This window comes from Desulforamulus aquiferis (assembly GCF_030577015.1).
Taxonomy (GTDB): Bacteria; Bacillota; Desulfotomaculia; order Desulfotomaculales; family Desulfotomaculaceae; genus Desulfotomaculum; species Desulfotomaculum aquiferis.
In genome coordinates this window covers 136,997-155,254 of record NZ_JARPTC010000014.1, presented here as the reverse complement: position 1 = coordinate 155,254, position 18,258 = coordinate 136,997, and the positions used below count along the sequence as shown (strand labels likewise).

The 18,258-nt window shown below is 40.3% G+C and carries 16 protein-coding genes and 2 rRNA genes; 17 read left to right on the top strand and 1 reads right to left on the bottom strand.

Translation table 11 applies throughout. The features are described 5' to 3' along the window. The 8 genes from P6N53_RS10420 to P6N53_RS10385 all read left to right on the top strand — a co-directional run. Window positions 1-765 (top strand): 23S ribosomal RNA (locus P6N53_RS10420); the annotation flags it as partial. Between the two features lie 171 nt (window positions 766-936). Then, a 5S ribosomal RNA gene (rrf, locus tag P6N53_RS10415) occupies window positions 937-1,053 on the top strand. A gap of 155 nt (window positions 1,054-1,208) precedes the next feature. After that, entirely contained in the window at window positions 1,209-2,042 is an 834-nt protein-coding gene (locus tag P6N53_RS10410) for a methyl-accepting chemotaxis protein (RefSeq protein ID WP_304542841.1), read from the top strand. Window positions 2,043-2,535: 493 nt separating this feature from the next. After that, window positions 2,536-4,398 (top strand): methyl-accepting chemotaxis protein, encoded by a 1,863-nt coding sequence (locus P6N53_RS10405; protein ID WP_304542839.1) that lies wholly within the window; start codon window positions 2,536-2,538, stop codon window positions 4,396-4,398. 190 nt (window positions 4,399-4,588) lie between these two features. Beyond that, entirely contained in the window at window positions 4,589-5,527 is a 939-nt protein-coding gene (locus P6N53_RS10400; protein ID WP_304542837.1) for an ABC transporter substrate-binding protein, read from the top strand. Further along, on the top strand, window positions 5,527-6,297 hold the full coding sequence (locus P6N53_RS10395) for an ABC transporter ATP-binding protein (protein WP_304542835.1): 771 nt from the start codon (window positions 5,527-5,529) through the stop codon (window positions 6,295-6,297). The genes P6N53_RS10400 and P6N53_RS10395 overlap by 1 nt, the downstream gene beginning before the upstream one ends. Beyond that, window positions 6,287-7,048 (top strand): ABC transporter permease, encoded by a 762-nt coding sequence (locus P6N53_RS10390; protein WP_304542833.1) that lies wholly within the window; start codon window positions 6,287-6,289, stop codon window positions 7,046-7,048. The genes P6N53_RS10395 and P6N53_RS10390 overlap by 11 nt, the downstream gene beginning before the upstream one ends. Window positions 7,049-7,319: 271 nt before the next feature. After that, complete coding sequence (locus tag P6N53_RS10385; protein WP_304542831.1) at window positions 7,320-8,345, top strand: metallophosphoesterase; 1,026 nt, start codon at window positions 7,320-7,322, stop codon at window positions 8,343-8,345. 419 nt (window positions 8,346-8,764) lie between these two features. Here the strand turns inward: P6N53_RS10385 and P6N53_RS10380 are convergent, their stop codons facing one another. Next, window positions 8,765-9,739, bottom strand: a complete 975-nt coding sequence (locus tag P6N53_RS10380; RefSeq protein ID WP_304542829.1) for a bile acid:sodium symporter family protein — start codon at window positions 9,737-9,739, stop codon at window positions 8,765-8,767. A gap of 122 nt (window positions 9,740-9,861) precedes the next feature. Here P6N53_RS10380 and P6N53_RS10375 point away from each other — a divergent pair, with 122 nt between their 5' ends. The 9 genes from P6N53_RS10375 (at window position 9,862) to P6N53_RS10335 (ending at window position 18,139) form a co-directional block, all read left to right on the top strand. Then, window positions 9,862-11,775 carry an ABC-F family ATP-binding cassette domain-containing protein gene (locus P6N53_RS10375; protein WP_304542827.1) on the top strand — a complete coding sequence of 638 codons (1,914 nt, stop codon included), beginning with the start codon at window positions 9,862-9,864 and terminating at the stop codon, window positions 11,773-11,775. A gap of 78 nt (window positions 11,776-11,853) precedes the next feature. Further along, a complete protein-coding gene (locus P6N53_RS10370) occupies window positions 11,854-13,410 on the top strand; it encodes an ABC-F family ATP-binding cassette domain-containing protein (RefSeq protein ID WP_304542825.1) in 1,557 nt (518 codons plus the stop codon). Window positions 13,411-13,555: 145 nt separating this feature from the next. Then, on the top strand, window positions 13,556-13,831 hold the full coding sequence (locus tag P6N53_RS10365; RefSeq protein ID WP_304542823.1) for a hypothetical protein: 276 nt from the start codon (window positions 13,556-13,558) through the stop codon (window positions 13,829-13,831). A 387-nt stretch (window positions 13,832-14,218) separates the two neighbouring features. Beyond that, a complete protein-coding gene (locus P6N53_RS10360) occupies window positions 14,219-15,415 on the top strand; it encodes a DNA polymerase IV (RefSeq protein WP_304542820.1) in 1,197 nt (398 codons plus the stop codon). Next, complete coding sequence (locus P6N53_RS10355) at window positions 15,399-15,716, top strand: hypothetical protein (protein ID WP_304542818.1); 318 nt, start codon at window positions 15,399-15,401, stop codon at window positions 15,714-15,716. The genes P6N53_RS10360 and P6N53_RS10355 overlap by 17 nt, the downstream gene beginning before the upstream one ends. 58 nt (window positions 15,717-15,774) lie before the next feature. Continuing rightward, complete coding sequence (locus P6N53_RS10350; protein ID WP_304542816.1) at window positions 15,775-16,032, top strand: hypothetical protein; 258 nt, start codon at window positions 15,775-15,777, stop codon at window positions 16,030-16,032. Continuing rightward, on the top strand, window positions 16,032-16,544 hold the full coding sequence (gene def, locus P6N53_RS10345) for a peptide deformylase (protein WP_304542814.1): 513 nt from the start codon (window positions 16,032-16,034) through the stop codon (window positions 16,542-16,544). The genes P6N53_RS10350 and def overlap by 1 nt, the downstream gene beginning before the upstream one ends. Before the next feature lie 143 nt (window positions 16,545-16,687). Beyond that, on the top strand, window positions 16,688-17,551 hold the full coding sequence (locus tag P6N53_RS10340) for a DegV family protein (protein ID WP_304542812.1): 864 nt from the start codon (window positions 16,688-16,690) through the stop codon (window positions 17,549-17,551). A gap of 132 nt (window positions 17,552-17,683) precedes the next feature. Then, window positions 17,684-18,139: a Spy/CpxP family protein refolding chaperone gene (locus P6N53_RS10335; RefSeq protein WP_304542810.1), complete on the top strand. Its 456-nt coding sequence runs from the start codon at window positions 17,684-17,686 to the stop codon at window positions 18,137-18,139. Window positions 18,140-18,258 lie beyond the last annotated feature (119 nt).

The window sequence follows — 18,258 nt, the reverse complement described above, 5'->3', positions numbered from 1 at the left end:
TAGGTACGCCAGTACTTATGGAGTCACCGTTGGGATACCACCCTTTAAGTATTGAAATTCTAACTTTAGTCCATGAAGCTGGATTGAGGACAGTGTCAGGTGGGCAGTTTGACTGGGGCGGTCGCCTCCCAAAAGGTAACGGAGGCGCCCAAAGGTTCCCTCAGCGCGGGTGGAAATCGCGCGTAAGAGTGTAAAGGCAGAAGGGAGCTTGACAGCGAGACGTACAGGTCGAGCTGGTACGAAAGTAGGGCTTAGTGATCCGGCGGTTCTGAGTGGAAGGGCCGTCGCTCAACGGATAAAAGCTACCCCGGGGATAACAGGCTTATCTCCCCCAAGAGTCCACATCGACGGGGAGGTTTGGCACCTCGATGTCGGCTCATCGCATCCTGGGGCTGTAGTAGGTCCCAAGGGTTGGGCTGTTCGCCCATTAAAGCGGTACGTGAGCTGGGTTCAGAACGTCGTGAGACAGTTCGGTCCCTATCCGTCGCAGGCGCAGGAAACTTGAGAAGAGCTGTCCCTAGTACGAGAGGACCGGGATGGACGGACCGCTGGTGTACCAGCTATCGTGCCAACGGTAGTGCTGGGTATCTATGTCCGGAAGGGATAAGCGCTGAAAGCATCTAAGCGCGAAGCCTCCTTCAAGATGAGGTTTCCCACTACGCAAGTAGGTAAGACCCCATGAAGACTACATGGTAGATAGGCCGGGGGTGTAAGGGCAGCAATGCCTGCAGCCGACCGGTACTAATAGGTCGAGGTCTTGACCTAAATCGAAGTTCGAGATTCGAGATTCGAAGTTCGAACTAAGAAAAATATATACGACGATTACTTAAAGCTGTTCAGTTTTGAAGGAACACATAAATTGGATATATGCTTGAGGTAAGACCCAAGAGGAATGCTTGGATCGAACCTCGAATGACGAACATCGAATATCGAATTTCTGGTGGCGATACCGGAGGGGGTACACCTGTTCCCATCCCGAACACAGCAGTTAAGCCCTCCAGGGCCGATGGTACTCGGGGCGCAAGCCCCTGGGAGAGTAGGTCGTCGCCAGAGTAATTTTACAAAACCCGCTGTCTTTTGATTAAGACGGCGGGTTTCTTAATGTTAAAGGGTAATAATGATTTACCCAAGTGGTGGCAAATGAAGAGGTTTTTGAACAAATATGTCTAATAATGATGTATTACATTTTATAAATAGTGGGGGTCACAATGAAGATGTTAATAGGACAGGATTTGTTGGATGCGTTTATAAAAGTTTCACCTTATTTGAATAGTTTAATTCTACAGGATGTGGCAGTGGGTGTATATGATATAGAACAGGTATTAGCATATCAGTCCGGAGAAAGCCTAGATACCCATGAAAGAGTTGGTGATCCAATAACCCCTGGAGGAGCGGTGTTCCAGAGTATTAGGGATAGGGTTCCTAAAATGGTGGAGGTAGGCCCGGAGGTTTATGGTGTTCCTTTCAAAGCCTATTGTGTCCCGGTATTCAATGAGGATAACCAGGTTATTGGTGCTGTGGCTATGGGGACAAGCTTGGATAACCAAAAGAAATTGGAGTTAGCTATAAATCAATTTCATTCATCTTTCATCAATGTTAATGGCAATATTCAGGCCATAACTGATGGTGCTAGCTATGTTTCAAATATAAGCGAACAGCTTACGGAAGGTGTAGATGAAGCTATTAAAGAATTGAACCATTCAGATGAAATATTAAACACAATAAAAAAAATATCTGACCAAACTAAGCTCCTCGGATTAAATGCAGCCATAGAGGCAGCTAGGGCAGGGGAGCAAGGAAAGGGCTTTACAATTGTAGCAGATGAGATAAGAAAACTATCAAATGTAACTGCTAACTCCGTAATACAAGTTGGTGAAACCTTGAAAAATATTAAGGAATCAGTGACCAATATGAGTGAATTGGTTAATACCTCAACAAACATTGGTAATAAACAAACTGTAGCAACTAAGGAAATACAAGATAACCTTAGGAACTTATCAAGAACTATTGATGAATTAAAGGGTTTAGTTAAAATTTTATAAGTCAAAGGCTTGGGGGTGTGCTGAAACTTAACTTTCGGCACACCCCTCACGTTTCACATGTCACGGGCACGGTTCTAGTGACAGTATTAGTCTCCATAATTCATTGAAAGCTGTCAGTAGAACCGTCCCCGTGACAAGTATTGAAAGCTGTCAGTAGAACCGTCCCCGTGACAAGTACCCGTGACAAGTAGAACCGTCCCCGTGACAAGTACGTGACAAGTACTCGGGGCGCAAGCCCCTGGGAGAGTAGGTGAGTAATTTTACAAAACACGCTGTCTTTTGAATAAGACGGCGTGTTTTGTTATTAGGTGTTTTAAACCACACTTTGTTTTCGCATGTCAAATATAGGACAAAAAAATTGTCTTAACAAAGACATATAAAATGTCTTAGTAAGGACATATTCGATTAACTTTCAAAGGATATACTTTAAGGAAATATCTACTAATAAAAAAATTCAAAATATTAAAAACATAGTGGGGGTTTGCAAATGTCAATGAAGACTAAAATGTTTATTAGTATAACTCTTCTAATTATCATGACTCTAACTATGTTAGTTATGTTTGACTACTTGCAAACAAAGAATTCTATTTTAAAAAATGAAACCTCTTATTATCAACTTGTTAATAAAACTATAGAAAATGCCTTTGACAGTCAAATTAATAGTGCAAGATATTCTGCATTAAGTATTTCAGAGAACCCGGATATTCAAAAAACTTTTGCTGAAAGGAACCGGGCTGAGATCGCGAGATTAACTATGCCAATTTTTAATGAGCTAAAAGCAGAAGGAATTTCCCAACTTCAGTTTCATATTCCTCCGGCAACAGCTTTTTACAGGGCACATAAACCGGATAATTATGGAGATGATTTATCCTCTTTCCGCAAAACGGTGGTGGAATGTAACGATAAGAAAAGGGTTGTTCAAGGGTTAGAGCAGGGCGTAGGTGGATTTGGTTTTAGAGTAGTGGTTCCAATAAATTATCAAGAGATTCATATGGGAAGCATGGAGATTGGAAGTGATTTTGGGGATGCCTTTGCCAAAAATATCCAAAAAAGCATTCCAGGGGAGTTTTATATTTATAGTTTAAATGGTGATACAATAAATGATTCTGATAAGAAAGTAACATTATTAGGCAGTACCAGTGAACAAGATACCCTTTCAATCAATGAAGATATATTACAACAGGCTTTAGCAGAAAAGACCTTTAAGTTTTATAATATAAATAATGATAGCACTGCAGTTTTAATTATTCCGGTTAAAGACTATTCTGGGCAACCAGTTGGATATATTAAAGCGGGAATTTCTAGAGAGGAACACGTAAAAAGATTAAATAGTCTTTTAATATCCGGATTGGTATCGGTAGCCATAGGTGTATTATTTAGTTCCATATTACTGCACTTTATTTTCAAGATATTATTAAGACCTATTAAGGAATTAGTTAAAACAACAAGAATAATAGCATCAGGGAATCTAGCCGTGGATATTAATGCAGGATCAAAGGATGAAGTAGGTATTTTAGCAGATTCATTTAAGGTAATGTTAAATCAAATGAGGATACTTATCAAGCAAATAGCACATAAGTCCCTTGAGATGAAAAATTCCACTAATACTTTAAGAAATAGTAGTCAATATACTGTTAATAAAGCTACGACAACATCTAGTACCATGAATCAAATCGCTTCTACAATTGATACAATTTCATCAAATACTCAAGAGATATCAAGGGTATCACAACATACAGCCAGGCAAGCTGAAAAAGGAACTGGAGGTATTGATAAAGTTAGCCTTCAGATGAAGAATATAGCCAGTTCTACCTTGCAATTAGGAGAAGTGATTAGTAAAGTAAATGAAAAGTCCCGGGAGATTAACCGTATTGTTGAATTTATAACTAATATATCCGAGCAAACTAATCTGCTAGCCCTAAATGCAGCCATAGAGGCAGCTAGGGCAGGTCACATGGGAAGAGGTTTCGCTGTTGTCTCGGATGAGATTAGGAAACTAGCTGAACAGTCAGGTAGGGCAACAAAGGATATCGTTGCTTTAGTACATTCCATTCAATATGAATCCCAAAGGGCAGTTACCTGCATAGCAGATGGGAATCAAGAGGTTGCTAAGGGAACTGGAATTGTAGAAGAAGTTGGCAATAGCTTTATTGAAATTAGCTCGTTAGTACAATCCTTAACGGCACAAATGCAACAAATCGCATCCGCTATAGAACAAATTTCTACAGGAATTCAGACAGTAACTGTTTCAACACATGAGGAAACTGTAATAATGGGAAATGTCTCAGCATCTATTGAAGCCTTAAGTCAATTATCAGAGGAACTAAATAGTATGGTAAACAAGTTTAATGTATAAATAAAGTCTCATTCTTAGATTCATAACTTTTTTATAACAGATTTTCTATAAAACCCGCCCGTTGTCTTAGGACAACGGGTTTTTGATAACTGTAGTTAAGCAAAGAAGGATTTATAGACTATTAGAGAGAATTTTTTGATTAAAGATAATATGCCGAATAGAGGCGAATTTTTAGGGGTGAATTATTAAGATGAAAAAATATTTATTTGCCGTACTACTGCCGATAATTATTTTATTTGCCGGTGGTTGCGGGCAGGAATCCACTAAACTGAAGGTGGGTATGCTGCCAATTGCAGATAACTTGCCCTTTTGGGTAGCAGAACAAAAGGGTTATTTTAAGGAGGAAGGCATTGAGGTGGAATTAATAGCCTTTCCCAGTGCTTTGGAAAGGGACAGTGCTTTTACAGCAAAGCAGATTGATGCCGGTATTGGGGATTTGATTGCTGTTGCTACCATGAATAATGCAGGGACAAAGGTAAAAAGTGTTGCTGTTGCCCAGGGGATTAGCCCCGGTGAAAATAGATTTGCTATCCTGGCAGCACCAAATTCTGATATTAAATCTGTAGAGCAACTTAAAAATGTACCCATTGCCATGTCCCTAAATACTATTAATGAGTATATTACCGACCGGATGTTAACGGAGAAGGGACTTAGTCAGGAGGATATTAAAAAAATTGCTGTTCCTAAACTGCCTGTTCGCTTTGATGCCCTAATGGGTGGAACAGTTATGGCAGCAACTCTGCCTGACCCCATGGCTACACTGGCAGAGATCGGTGGTGCCCACTTAATAGCCGACAACTCTAAAAATACCCTTGCCCAAACAGTGGTAATTGTAAGGCAGGAAACCCTTGATAAAAATGATATAGATATTGAGAAATTAATGAAAGCCTATAGCCGGGCTGTATCCGATATACAGAGAAATCCCGACCAGTTCAATGATATTTTAATGGAAGAAGCGAAAATACCTAAAAACCTACTTAGTTCAGGTAATCAGTTAAGGTTTATTTATTCTGCGCCCGAGCTTCCTAAGGAAGAAGATGTGGATGCTGTTATTGAATGGATGCTTGAACATGATTTATTGAAAAATAAATTAACCTATGATGATATGGTTTACGGGAAGGTGCTTTAATGTCCAGTCCGGCCAAAGATACCATGGTGCAGGTTAACGGCCTTTCGGTAGCTTATTGGCACCAGGGGGCAAGGGTTAAAGCCCTGGAGGAGGTAACCTTTACAATTCCAAAGGGGGGGACCTGTTCCATAATCGGTCCCTCGGGTTCTGGTAAATCGACCCTTCTTTATGTCCTATCAGGACTAATGGACAATTTTTCCGGAGAGGTTTTAATTGAGGGAAAGCCAGTTAGTAGGGGCCGCCGTAAAACGGCCCTTATCTTACAGGATTATGGCTTACTACCCTGGAAAAGGGTCTGGGACAATGCTGCCCTCGGACTTACCATTCGGGGTGTCAGCAATAAGGAAATTGAAGATATCTTAGGTCCAATTTTACAAGAATTGGGTTTGTGGGAGCTAAGGGATCGTTTTCCTGCCCAACTAAGCGGGGGACAACGTCAGAGAACCGGTATAGCAAGGGCCTTGGCCTTGAAGCCCGATTTGCTATTGATGGATGAGCCCTTTTCGGCCCTGGATGCCCTTACCAGGGAAGCCCTTCAGCAGCAGGTACAAAGGATATGGTCAAAGGGAAATATGAGTGTTGCCTTGGTCACCCATAGTATTGAGGAAGCAATTTTTCTCGGTCAAAGGATTATCGTATTGTCCCCTAATCCGGGAAGATTAATGGCAATCGTCGACAACCCATTGGTGGGGCAAAAGGATTATCGTAAAACAAAAGAGTTTTACGAGATGGCCACTAAAGTGCGGGGGATATTGGAAAGTGACAGCTAAAAATACAAGGGTAACCTATTATGAGACTATCATATCGGTTTTTTGCTTATTACTGCTCTGGCAGTTGTTTTCCTGGGCCCTTAAAATACCGGCCCTTCCCGGACCAATAATTTCTTTACAAACCTTTTATGCTGAGATACAAGGCACACTATTTTACCATTTCCAAATAAGTACCTATCGGGTATTGTTAAGTCTATTTATCTCTTTAGCCCTGGCTGTTCCACTGGGTATGTTTTTAGGTCGTGAGGGTAAATTTGATCGATTCATATCGCCCCTGGTTTACCTTATCTATCCTATACCGAAAATAGTTTTTTTACCCGTATTAATGGCCTTGCTAGGTTTAAAGGACTTGTCAAAGATCGCTCTAATAGTATTGGTTGTTTTTTTTCAAATACTTGTCACAACAAGGGATGCAGCCAGGGGTATAAATAATGAGGTAATCCATTCCGTGATCAGCCTTGGTGCTTCTAAGGGTGATTTATACAGGCATGTTGTATTACCTGCTGTAATCCCGGAAGTATTAACATCACTGCGTATCGCCTCAGGAACAGCCATTGCGGTCTTGTTTTTTTCCGAAACTGTGGCCAGTCAAGAAGGGCTGGGTTATTATCTGCTAGATGCCTGGTCCAGAGCTGCATATCCTGAAATGTTTGCCGGGATTATTGCCATGGGAATGATGGGCTATATCATTTATAAAGGCATAGATTTACTGGAAAAGAGAATTTGTCAGTGGAAATATAAGACTGACTAGAGCTTGATACAGAGTAGTTGTTAGAGGAGGGGTTTATCATTTCTATGATGGCGCTTTTGTTTTTAGGATGTCTTATTATACTGGCTGGTATAGTAATTGCGTTTTTTTGTATGGAACGATAGGATTCTGCTTACTAATCTTTCATACTAAACAAGGCCGACTTAATAAATTAAGAGGCCTAATTTTTTTATTTCTGATAAATGAAAGCGGCAATGGGAGACAATATAGTTATAGTCTTGATATTACCTAATACATAAAAAAGGGGATTCTTATGCGTTATTTTTTTGTTTTAATTTTAATTCTATACACATTTATAAATTGGCAAATTGGCAGACAGATTTATGAACTGGTTAAAATTAATAAGCTTGTATTTTGGGGGATATTTATCATTCTTGCCCTGTCACCAATTTTAGGTAGATTTGGCGTTAAGGGTTTAGATATAATAGGGAACTACTGGATAGTATTCTTTTACTATTCTATTATTGTTGTTTTTATTGGCTTCTTTATTAGTAGCAAACAGTTTATTATTGGTTCCTATGGTTTAGTTTTGTTGCTGATCATTTTCGGTACGGTACATGCAACTAACATTAAAGTGGAGAGCTATGATGTTTCCATTCCAAAGCCTGGGGATGACTTAAATATAGTTTTATTATCGGATATCCATATTGATAGTGCGAAAAGAACAGGTTATGTACAAAAGATGGTTAGAGATATTAATTACTTACAGCCGGATTTAGTGCTGCTGGCTGGGGATATCTTTGACGATAGAGACCATCAAGCGTTAGAAAGGGAGATAGAAACACTACGGGGGATAGAGTCTAAATATGGGGTCTACGGAGTGTTGGGCAATCATGAGTACTATGGTGGAAATTTGGACGAAACAATAAGAATTTTTAGTGAAGCAAATATAATTACTTTAAGGGATGAATATATAGAAGTTGCCGGTGTAAACCTCATAGGTAGAGATGACGTTTCTAAAAAGGATCGTAAAAAATTAGAAGAGATAATGACGGGGATGGATAAGAGTAAACCAATTATAGTTTTGGATCATCAACCTGTAAATTTGGAAGAACCTAAAAATAATGGTGTTGACCTGCAACTATCCGGACACACCCATAAGGGACAGTTTTTCCCAAATCAATTTGTTACAAGAAAACTTTATGAGGTTGACCATGGTTATCTGGCCATGGACAACCTGCAGGTTATAGTGTCCTCCGGTTATGGGACATGGGGTCCGCCGGTGAGGCTTGGCACCCAATCGGAAATAGTTGTAGTTAAAGTTAATTTTGCTAATTAAAAAGGATAATAAGAAAAAAACTTTCTGAACGAATAGCTGAATTAATAAGCCGGTTTAATATTAAAAGTACACACCTCTAAATTGTAACGATATTAGCAAGCTAAGGCACTATGCGCCCTAAGCATCTGTTCTAGAAAATGCATATTGTATAATAATTAAAGAAATATGGAGCAATCAAGGGAAAAGTAATCAAATTGTCAGGTACATGTCTATTTACTTTTTATCAAAAGAGGAGTATTTTGTAGATAAGGCCTTATTAATTTGTTATCCCGAAAAGAGGTGCACGGTTATGCGTAAGATCATCGAAGAATTTCTCTTTATAGTCGATGTTGCATATGGTTATATCCATAATAAAAACCTACACAAATAGTAGAGAAGTTAAATAAATGTAAATGACTCCCGGAGAACCCGGGAGTCATTTACGTTTCGACGCTTTCAAGGCGTTTTTTTCTTTTGGCTCTGTTTAACAATTGTGATACTACGGCAGCCAGGGGTTGCTGATAGAGCATTGACAAAGTGATAGGTAATGCCACTGCGGGTGGGAAGTAAGTTAGTGCCAGAACCAATCCCAGACTGTTATTTCTCATTCCTACACTGTAAATCATGGTGACCATCCTGTCTGGGTGATGGCCCTTAAGAATATAGGAACTGAAATAACCAAGGACATACCCGCTAACAGATACAATTAATATCACTAGTAATAATTTAACCACAGAGTAATCCCAGTTTATTTCCGGCGCAATGGCGCTGGCGTTAATATAAATCACTAAAAATAATGCGAACTTTGAGGTTACTCCCCCGATAGAACGGACATACCTATCCAGTGTTCCTTTAGTATAATCATGGAGCAGCATACCTAGAAGACTTGGAACGGTAACCATCCAAAAGAGACCTATTAAAAGATGGTTCATATCAATCTGAATCATTTTTCCCACCACGATAGCAATAAAGAGTGGTAATAATAGGGGGCTTATCAAGGTATCCAGTGTAACTGCAGACATTGATAAGGGAACATCGCCCCCATTCATGGAAGACCAGATTAGGGACGTGACACCTATGGGTATGGCTGCACCTATTAGGAACCCCAGGCGGATTGATTCATTATCTGGGTAGAAAATTATCCCTATCAGATAGGCGATAGCCGGCATTACACCGTGTATGAATAGCAGCATCCACAAGGTAAGCCATGGTTTAGACAGCCTATTTAAAAAATCTTTAATCCTAATCTCCAGGGATGCCGCAAAGGTCATATAGGAAAAGGACAGGGTTGCAATAATTGTCCAGAACTTTGTGGTTTCTACCGGTGCTATAAAGCCCAATAGTAGTGGGACTAGAACGACATAAAACATGCGTTTTCCAAACCAGGCGTTGCAATTACTTAAGAAGTTTAGCATTTCCTTTTATCCTTTAGTATAATGTTGTTGGGTAATAACATTATAACAAATCAGTTAGAATAAGAATAAACCTCTGTTGGTCTGAATACTGGGAAGTAACCGGAATTTTGAAAGGATGCATAATGAATCTACTATCTATTGAAAATCTCACTAAAAGTTATGGTATTAAGAAGATATTTGAAGGTGTCTCCCTTGGAATCGCCGAGGGTGAAAAAATCGGGCTGGTGGGTGTAAATGGTACAGGAAAAAGCAGCTTATTAAAGGTTTTAGCAGGACTTGATTCCGCTGACAGAGGCAATATCCTTATGGCAAAAAACCTGCAGGTGGATTATTTACCCCAAAATCCCTATTTTGAAGAAAAGGCCACCGTTTTGGAGCAGGTCTTTAAAGGAACCTCCCCGGTCATGGAATTACTGCGTGAATATGAAAGGGCCCTGGGCCTTTTAAATGGGGAGCCTGGGAATGAAAGACTCCAGAAAAACATGCTGCAGCTAGGACAGAGAATGGATGCTATGAATGCTTGGCAGATTGAAAGTGAAGCAAAGTCTGTACTCACCCAATTGGGGATTACCGATTTTAATGCCCATGTGGTAAAGCTATCCGGCGGACAAAGAAAAAGGATAGCACTGGCAGGGGCTTTGATCAACCCATCGGACCTGCTGATTCTTGATGAGCCTACCAACCATATAGACAATGAGACAGTTGCCTGGTTGGAACAGTATTTAAACAAGCGAAAGGGTGCCCTGTTGATGGTTACCCATGATCGTTACTTCCTAGATCGGGTAGTCAACACAATTATTGAATTGGACCGGGGCAAGCTGTACCGCTATTCTGGGAATTATAGTAAATTCCTAGAGCTAAAAATAGAGCGGGAGGAACAACAGCAAGCATCAGAAAGGAAAAGGCAAAATATCTTAAGGAATGAATTGGCCTGGATGCAGCGTGGAGCTAAAGCCAGGACTACCAAGCAAAAGGCCAGGATTGATCGCTTCAATAAACTGCAGGGAAAAAGCTTTGAAGAGGCCCCTGGCAAAATTGATATATCGGTGGTTTCAAGTAGATTAGGCAAAAAGGTTATTCTTCTGGAACATATCAGTAAGACTTACGAAGATAGGACTATTATTAAGGATTTTAGCCACATTTTTGGTAAGCATGAACGGGTCGGCATCATTGGGCCTAACGGTAGTGGTAAGACAACTCTTTTAAATATTATTGCCGGCAATATTTCTCCGGATCAGGGCCTGGTGGAGCATGGACAGACAGTCAAGATAGGTTACTTTTCCCAGGAAAATATAGAAATGAATGAAGAACTTAGAGTCATTGACTATATTAAAGAAGTGGCAGAATACCTGCCCACCAGTGATGGGGAAGAAATAAGCGCCTCTCAAATGTTGAACCGCTTTTTGTTCCCACCCAATGTCCAATGGACGGCAATAGAAAATCTCTCCGGAGGTGAGAAGAGGAGACTTTATCTATTGAGGGTTCTAATGGGTGCTCCCAATGTACTGTTGCTGGATGAGCCTACTAACGATTTAGATATTCAAACTTTAACCATACTAGAAGATTACCTTGATGATTTTCCAGGCACCCTCATTGTGGTATCCCATGACCGCTATTTTTTGGATCGTACCGTAGACAAGCTGTTTACCTTTAGTGTCCCTGGCCGAATTACTGAATTTACAGGTAGCTATTCGGATTTTTTGGAAATTAAAGAATCCATGGAATCTGAACAAAAAACCTCAAAGGAGATTACGGAAAAAAAGGGGCAAAGGGAAGAAAAGAAAAAGGACAAGCTGAAATTTACCTTTAAGGAACAGAGGGAATTTGAACAAATAGACGATGTGATTGTCGGAGTAGAGGATGAGTTAAAAACCGTTAACGATAAAATTAATGAGGCCGGAAGTGATTACAGTCTTTTGCAGGAATTGCTGGCTAAACAAAGGGAGTTAGAAGAACGTCTGGAAGAATTGCTGGAACGATGGACCTATCTAAATGAATTGGCTGAAGAAATTAATAAATATGGCAGTGGCAAGTAAATTACATTTTGACTTAACCGGTATAGTCAAGCTACAATATACAGGTTGGTGAAATTTTAGATTTTAAAGGAGAAGCAAATGAGTGTATTAACAGTGGAAAATGTAACCCACGGCTTTGGAGGTAGAGCAATATTAGAGGATGCATCCTTCCGGCTGTTAAAGGGAGAACATGTAGGCTTAGTAGGGGCTAATGGAGAAGGCAAATCTACCTTTTTAAATATTATCACCGGTGAATTAACCCCGGATCAGGGTAAGGTAGAATGGTCCAGCCGGGTTACCGTTGGTTATATGGATCAGCATACCAACCTCACCAGGGGTAAAACAATCCGCGAGGTTCTGAGGGAAGCCTTCCAGGGTATGCTGGATTTAGAAGCGGAAATGCTGCAAATTTACGATAAAATGGGGGAGGCCCCAGAGGATCAAATCAACCGGATGATGGAAGATGTGGGAGAGATTCAAAATATCTTAGAGCTGAATAGCTTTTATACCATCGAGGCTAAAATAGAGGAAATAGCCAATGGGTTAGGTTTAACCGACATTGGTTTAGATAAGGATGTATCGGATTTAAGCGGTGGGCAAAGAACCAAGGTGCTGCTGACTAAATTATTACTGCAAAATCCTACCATATTAATTTTAGACGAACCTACTAACTATCTGGATTTTGAACATATTGAATGGCTTAAAAGATACCTGAAAAATTATGAAAATGCCTTTATTCTTGTCTCCCATGATATTCCCTTTTTAAATGATGTAATTAATGTGATTTATCACGTGGAGAATACCATTCTAACTAGATATACAGGTAACTATGAACAGTTTCTCCAAATGCACGAATTAAAAAAGCGGCAGGATCTCAAGGCCTACGAGAAACAGCAAAAGGAAGTAGAGAGGCTGGAAGATTTTATTGCCCGCAACAAGGCCAGAATATCTACAACCGGCAGGGCTAAAAGCCGTCAGAAGCAGTTAGATAAGATGGAAATTCTAGAAAAGCCAAAGGAAAAGATCAAGCCTATTTTTAAATTTAACGAAGCAAGGACACCGGGAAGAATTATATTTGAGGCCAAGGATTTAATAATTGGTTATGACGAGCCCCTTACTAAACCCCTGAATGTAATGCTGGAAAGAAACCAAAAGGTAGCCATCAGAGGGGTCAATGGCCTAGGCAAATCCACATTACTAAAAACCCTTTTAGGCTTTCTTAAGCCGGTCGCCGGACAAGTAACCCTGGGAGAAAACATTTATCCCGGTTATTTTGAACAGGAAAGCAGCCGCAATAACAACAACACCGCTATGGAAGAAATCTGGAGCGAGTACCCGGGATTGAGCAATTATGAAGTCCGCCAGGCCTTGGCCAAATGCAGCCTTACCAATGAGCACATCACCAGTCAGATGATGGTGCTAAGCGGCGGGGAAAACGCGAAGGTCCGCCTGTGCAAGCTGATGCTTAAGGACATTAACTGGCTGGTACTGGACGAGCCCACCAATCATCTGGATGTAGATGCCAAGGATGAATTAAAAAGGGCACTGAAAGAATTTAAAGGTACTGTGGTTTTAGTCTCCCACGACCCTGATTTTTACGAAGATTGGGTAACTGATATCTGGAATGTGGAGGATTGGACAACTAAGATTGTATAGAGAAACCTTTAGGACCGCGCTGTAAAATAAATAGGCGCGGTCATTTTATATTACTAGATGGAATGTTATAATAATTCATAATAAAAGTATGAGTAAAGAGAGTTAGGTTGTTCTGTACGGAATTAGGCCTGGAAGGAGAATGAATTTGGAACAAATACTTAAGCAAATCCTTGAAAACCAAAACCAAATTTTAAAAACACTCCAACATCAAGGTAAAAAACTGGATTCCCTTGAAAAAAGTCAGCTTCGCTTTGAAACAAGCATAGAGAATGAAATTATTGATAAAATCCGTGCTCTTTTTGATGCCCGTGAAATAACTAATGAACAATTAACTAAGGTTATAGAAAAGCTTGATAGAATTGAGGTTGATACTAGTTATTTGGCTAATAGAGTTTCCACGCTGGAAAAGCTAGCGAAGTAGAACCGCGCTGTAAATAAGCGCGGTCAGATTGTCGAGAAACTACCTATATTCGGGTTTTAATAATCCCTCACGACTCCTATCTCCGCAGTGGACAGCGCTAATCCCTTGCTTCGGGCGAAAATGGGCCGCCTTCGAGTAAACATCGTATTTACCTCAGGCTTTCGCGGACGTCCATGTCCGCTCACCCATTTTCGCATCCTCAGCTTCGCGAAGCGCTGTTTCCACTGCTTCGAACGTCGCTGCTCGGGATTATTAAAACCCAATTATAGCTTTTTCAACAGGCTGGTCCTTTTTGTGAAATGACAAATATTTCCTATTGCAGAGAACTCACGTTCGGTTATATAATAACACCACTAAGCAAACAAATGTTCTGGTGGTGTTTATTAATTGTCCAGAGTAATCTTTCTATGTGATATGAATAGTTTTTTTGCATCGGTTCACCAGGCGGAGGACCCAAGACTGAGGGGCAAACCAGTTATAGTAGGGGGAGATCCGGCCAAAAGGGTGGGGATCGTAATTGCTGCTTCAGTTGAGGCCAAGAAAAAATACGGCATCAAGACTGGAATGTTAATTGGTGATGCTAAATTCCTATGCCCGGAAGGAATATTTGTGTACCCGGAGCATTCTATATACGCTGCTTACTCTTCAAGGATTAATAACATTTTAAAAGACTATTCTGATTTGACTGAGCCCTACTCAATTGACGAGAGCTTTATGGATGTAACTGGCTGCATTCATCTTTTTGGCTCAAGCTTTAAAATTGCCCAACAGATTCAGCAGAGAATTAATAATGAAATAGGGGTTGGGGTAAACATAGGCATTGGACCGAACAAATTGCTGGCTAAGATGGCTGCTGAGCTGCGTAAACCTAACCAAATAATTGAGCTATCCCTTGATGATTGGCCCAAAATTATTTGGCCACTGCCGGTAAGGGAACTATTTGGTGTGGGCAGCCGAATAAGCCGGTGGCTAAGTACTATTGGTATTCAAACCATTGGGGAATTAGCTGCCCTTCCGGTGGGGATACTGCGCAAAAGATATGGATTAGTTGGAGAAATATTACACTATTCTGCCCAGGGAGTCGACCATAGCCCCGTAGACCCCCACTCCCTGGATGTGATTAAAAGTGTAGGAAACCAAATAACTTTACCCAGGGACTACTACGGATACCAGCAGGCCAAAGTCGTCATCCTTGAACTTGCAGAGGAAGTGGGGCAGCGGGCCAGAAAAGCCGGGTGTATAGGCAAGAGGATCTCCCTGGTTATAAAGGACCCGGACTTTCATACCGAGGCCCACTCAAAGGCCCTGGGGCAGTATACTAACCTTACGGAGGAAATATATAAGACGGGGGTTTACCTTTTAGAAAGATACTGGTCAAGCAACCTTCGGATAAGGTTGGTGGGACTGGCCTTATCAGAGCTTATAGAAAACCGGGAATTACAGATAGATATCTTTAATGTTAGGCAAAAAAACGAGCAAATAGATAAGGCCTTGGACGTAATAAGAAGCAGATGGGGGGCCGGCAGCATAAAAAGAGCTGTTTCCTTGACGGAGCAGGGGGTTTACTATGGACGAAAGAGTTAAGAATTACTATAAAAGGAACCATCTCTATGCCAGCAAAATGATTTTGCCGGACACGGGAGAAAAGTTTCGCCACTCTTGCAATGACTGTACCTTTTTTATCCCTGTCAAAGGACAACAAACCACCCGCAGGATGTGTGTATCAGGTGTGAAGGCATATCGGGCCGGACATAAGAGAGTCCCGGAGGAAATTGATATTTTAGAGCTAATGCTTATTCTGGGTAAAGAAGTCCTGGAGGGAATGTTAAACAGGGCAGAGCATCATCAGGTAGCCTGTGGAACATTTAGGCAAAAGCTATATTGACCTGATAAACCCAATGGTATACTATTGCTATGATATAAAAACTTTTGGAGGAACTAAAATGGATTCAGCTACTCCTATGGCAAAGGACCTTGTGGTGCCCTATGAGACCCTTGAAGAGGCAATAAGCACCGGGGAAGAATATTTCTTAAACGAAGTATTACGTATAGCCAGGATAACCATTCAGAATGGTGGAAAAGTTATCATAAGAAAAGAGCACTTAAATCCAAATCGGCAGGATATAGAAGAATTCACCAAGCTTGATGAAATAGATAAATGGGAAAAAGGATTAAGACGTGATTTTCAAGGAGTGAAATAATGGCTGAACGGATTATTGGCAAAATAGGGGACCCGGCTTTAAGGAAAGTATGTAAGCCAGTTACAGAGATAAACTCAAATATTTTAAGTTTACTTGACGATATGACTGAGACCCTTGACGCTGAGAGTAACGGAGCAGCACTGGCAGCACCCCAGGTGGGAATCCTGAGGAGAATGGTAGTTATAAATACCGGACAGGGTTTTATTGAATTAATTAATCCCACCATAATAGACAAATCAGGGGAACAAATAGGCCCGGAGGCTTGTTTATCCATGCCCGGCATTTGGGGCAAAGTAAAGAGGGCCAAAAACGTAAAAGTAAAGGCCATGAATAGGCAGGGCCTAGAATTTTTAATGGAAGGTAAAGACTTTATGGCCCGCTGCCTGCAACATGAAATAGATCATTTGGAGGGAATCCTGTTCATAGACCATGTTATACCAGGGCAATTATTCAAAGAAGGAACTAACGAACCGTTAGACCTATATGCTTTAATGAAATTATCAAAACAATAATAGTTTTTAGTAATGAAAAAATTACTTGTTTACATAAGATTAATACACTGATAAAATACGGCACATATAAACTGTTAAAATACTCTTCCGATAGTCGAAGGGTATTTTTTTTAGCAAAATAACAAACCTGCAGGAGGATGACATTGCAAAACTTTGTAATTTTAACAGACTCGTGTTGTGACTTGCCCCTGGAGATTATTAATAGTAACAAATTGGATTATGTTCCCCTTACTTATCAGTTAGCTGGTAAAGAATATTTTGATGACTTTGGACATTCTTTAACCTATGAAGAATTTTATCAGGCTATGAAGGCAGGAAATGTTGTTAAAACATCTCAGGCAACATCCCAGGCATTCTACAATAAATTTTTAGATTACGTTATAAGGGATATAGAAATTTTATATATAGGAGTATCAACAGGTTTAAGCGGGACTTACAATAGTGCTAATCTTGCCAAAAGAACTATTTTAGAAGACTATCCTGCTGCCAAAATAACCTTGGTAAATACATTAACCGCATCCATGGGTCAGGGCTTACTTGTTTTAAAAGCTTTAGGTCTACAAAAGCAAGGAAGAACACTGGCGGAAATTGTTGAATATTTAACTGAAAGAATTAAGACCTTTAAAACCTTTATGACCGTAAATGATCTCCACTATCTAAAAATTGGCGGAAGAATAAGTACCATCCAATATTCAATAGGTTCACTTCTCAAAATAAATCCAATGTTGCGTTTAGACCAAGAAGGAAAAGTTGGCATTATAGATAGGGTGAGGGGTAGAAAAAGGGCTATTCAGCACTTGGTTAACTCCCTAAAAGAAAATGTTGTGGGATCGTCTGCCCAAATAATAGCTATGTCCCACGGTAATTGTATTGAAGAAGCCTATCTGCTAAAGGATGAAATAGAGAAAAATATTAATACCAAGGAAATTCACCTGGGAATTATCGGTCCTGTGGTAGGGGCCTATGGTGGTCCTGGTGCCTTGGCAGTTTTTTTAATGAATGAGTAAATTTTGTATAAACTTTCGAAAGATAAATTGGTGGCTTCATTTTTTTAATAAAATCCTGTCCAACTGTACATTATAGAAAATAGAGATAGAGGACGTGTAACGTCCAGAGAAAAATTAGGAGGGATTATTTAGATGAAAAAGGCTGTTACCATCATGCTTACATTGTTATTAGCTTTTAGTATTGTCCAGGTAGCCTCAGCGGAAAAGGGCTGGGGTCACGGATCAAAGCAGCATTATAGCACCTTAGGGGAAGACCCCATTAACAACCTGAAATTGACGGATGAACAAATAAATAAATTAAGGGATATACAGAAGAAAAATCATCAGGAAACCCGTGAGCTACGGATAAAGCTACAGGATAACATCTTTGAATTAAAACAATTAAAATTTCAAAGAAATCCAGACAAGTCAAAGGTTGATACAAAGGTTAATGAGATAAAGGAACTTAAGAATAAGCTTTCGGAAATACGCCAGCGGAACAAAACAGAGTGTCAATCTGTACTGACCGATGAGCAGAAAGCTAAACTACCAAAGAATGCCGGTCCTACTGGCCCCAACTGTGGTAAAGGGCCTTGCACTACAGAGTAACCCAAAAACCCGGGATAGATTCAGTAGAGAGCTCTGAGTCTTATCCCGGTTTTTTTATATTTCTTGGAGTATTTGCCAATTAGGAAACATTTACAGTATAATTAACCCGGTTGCATTTA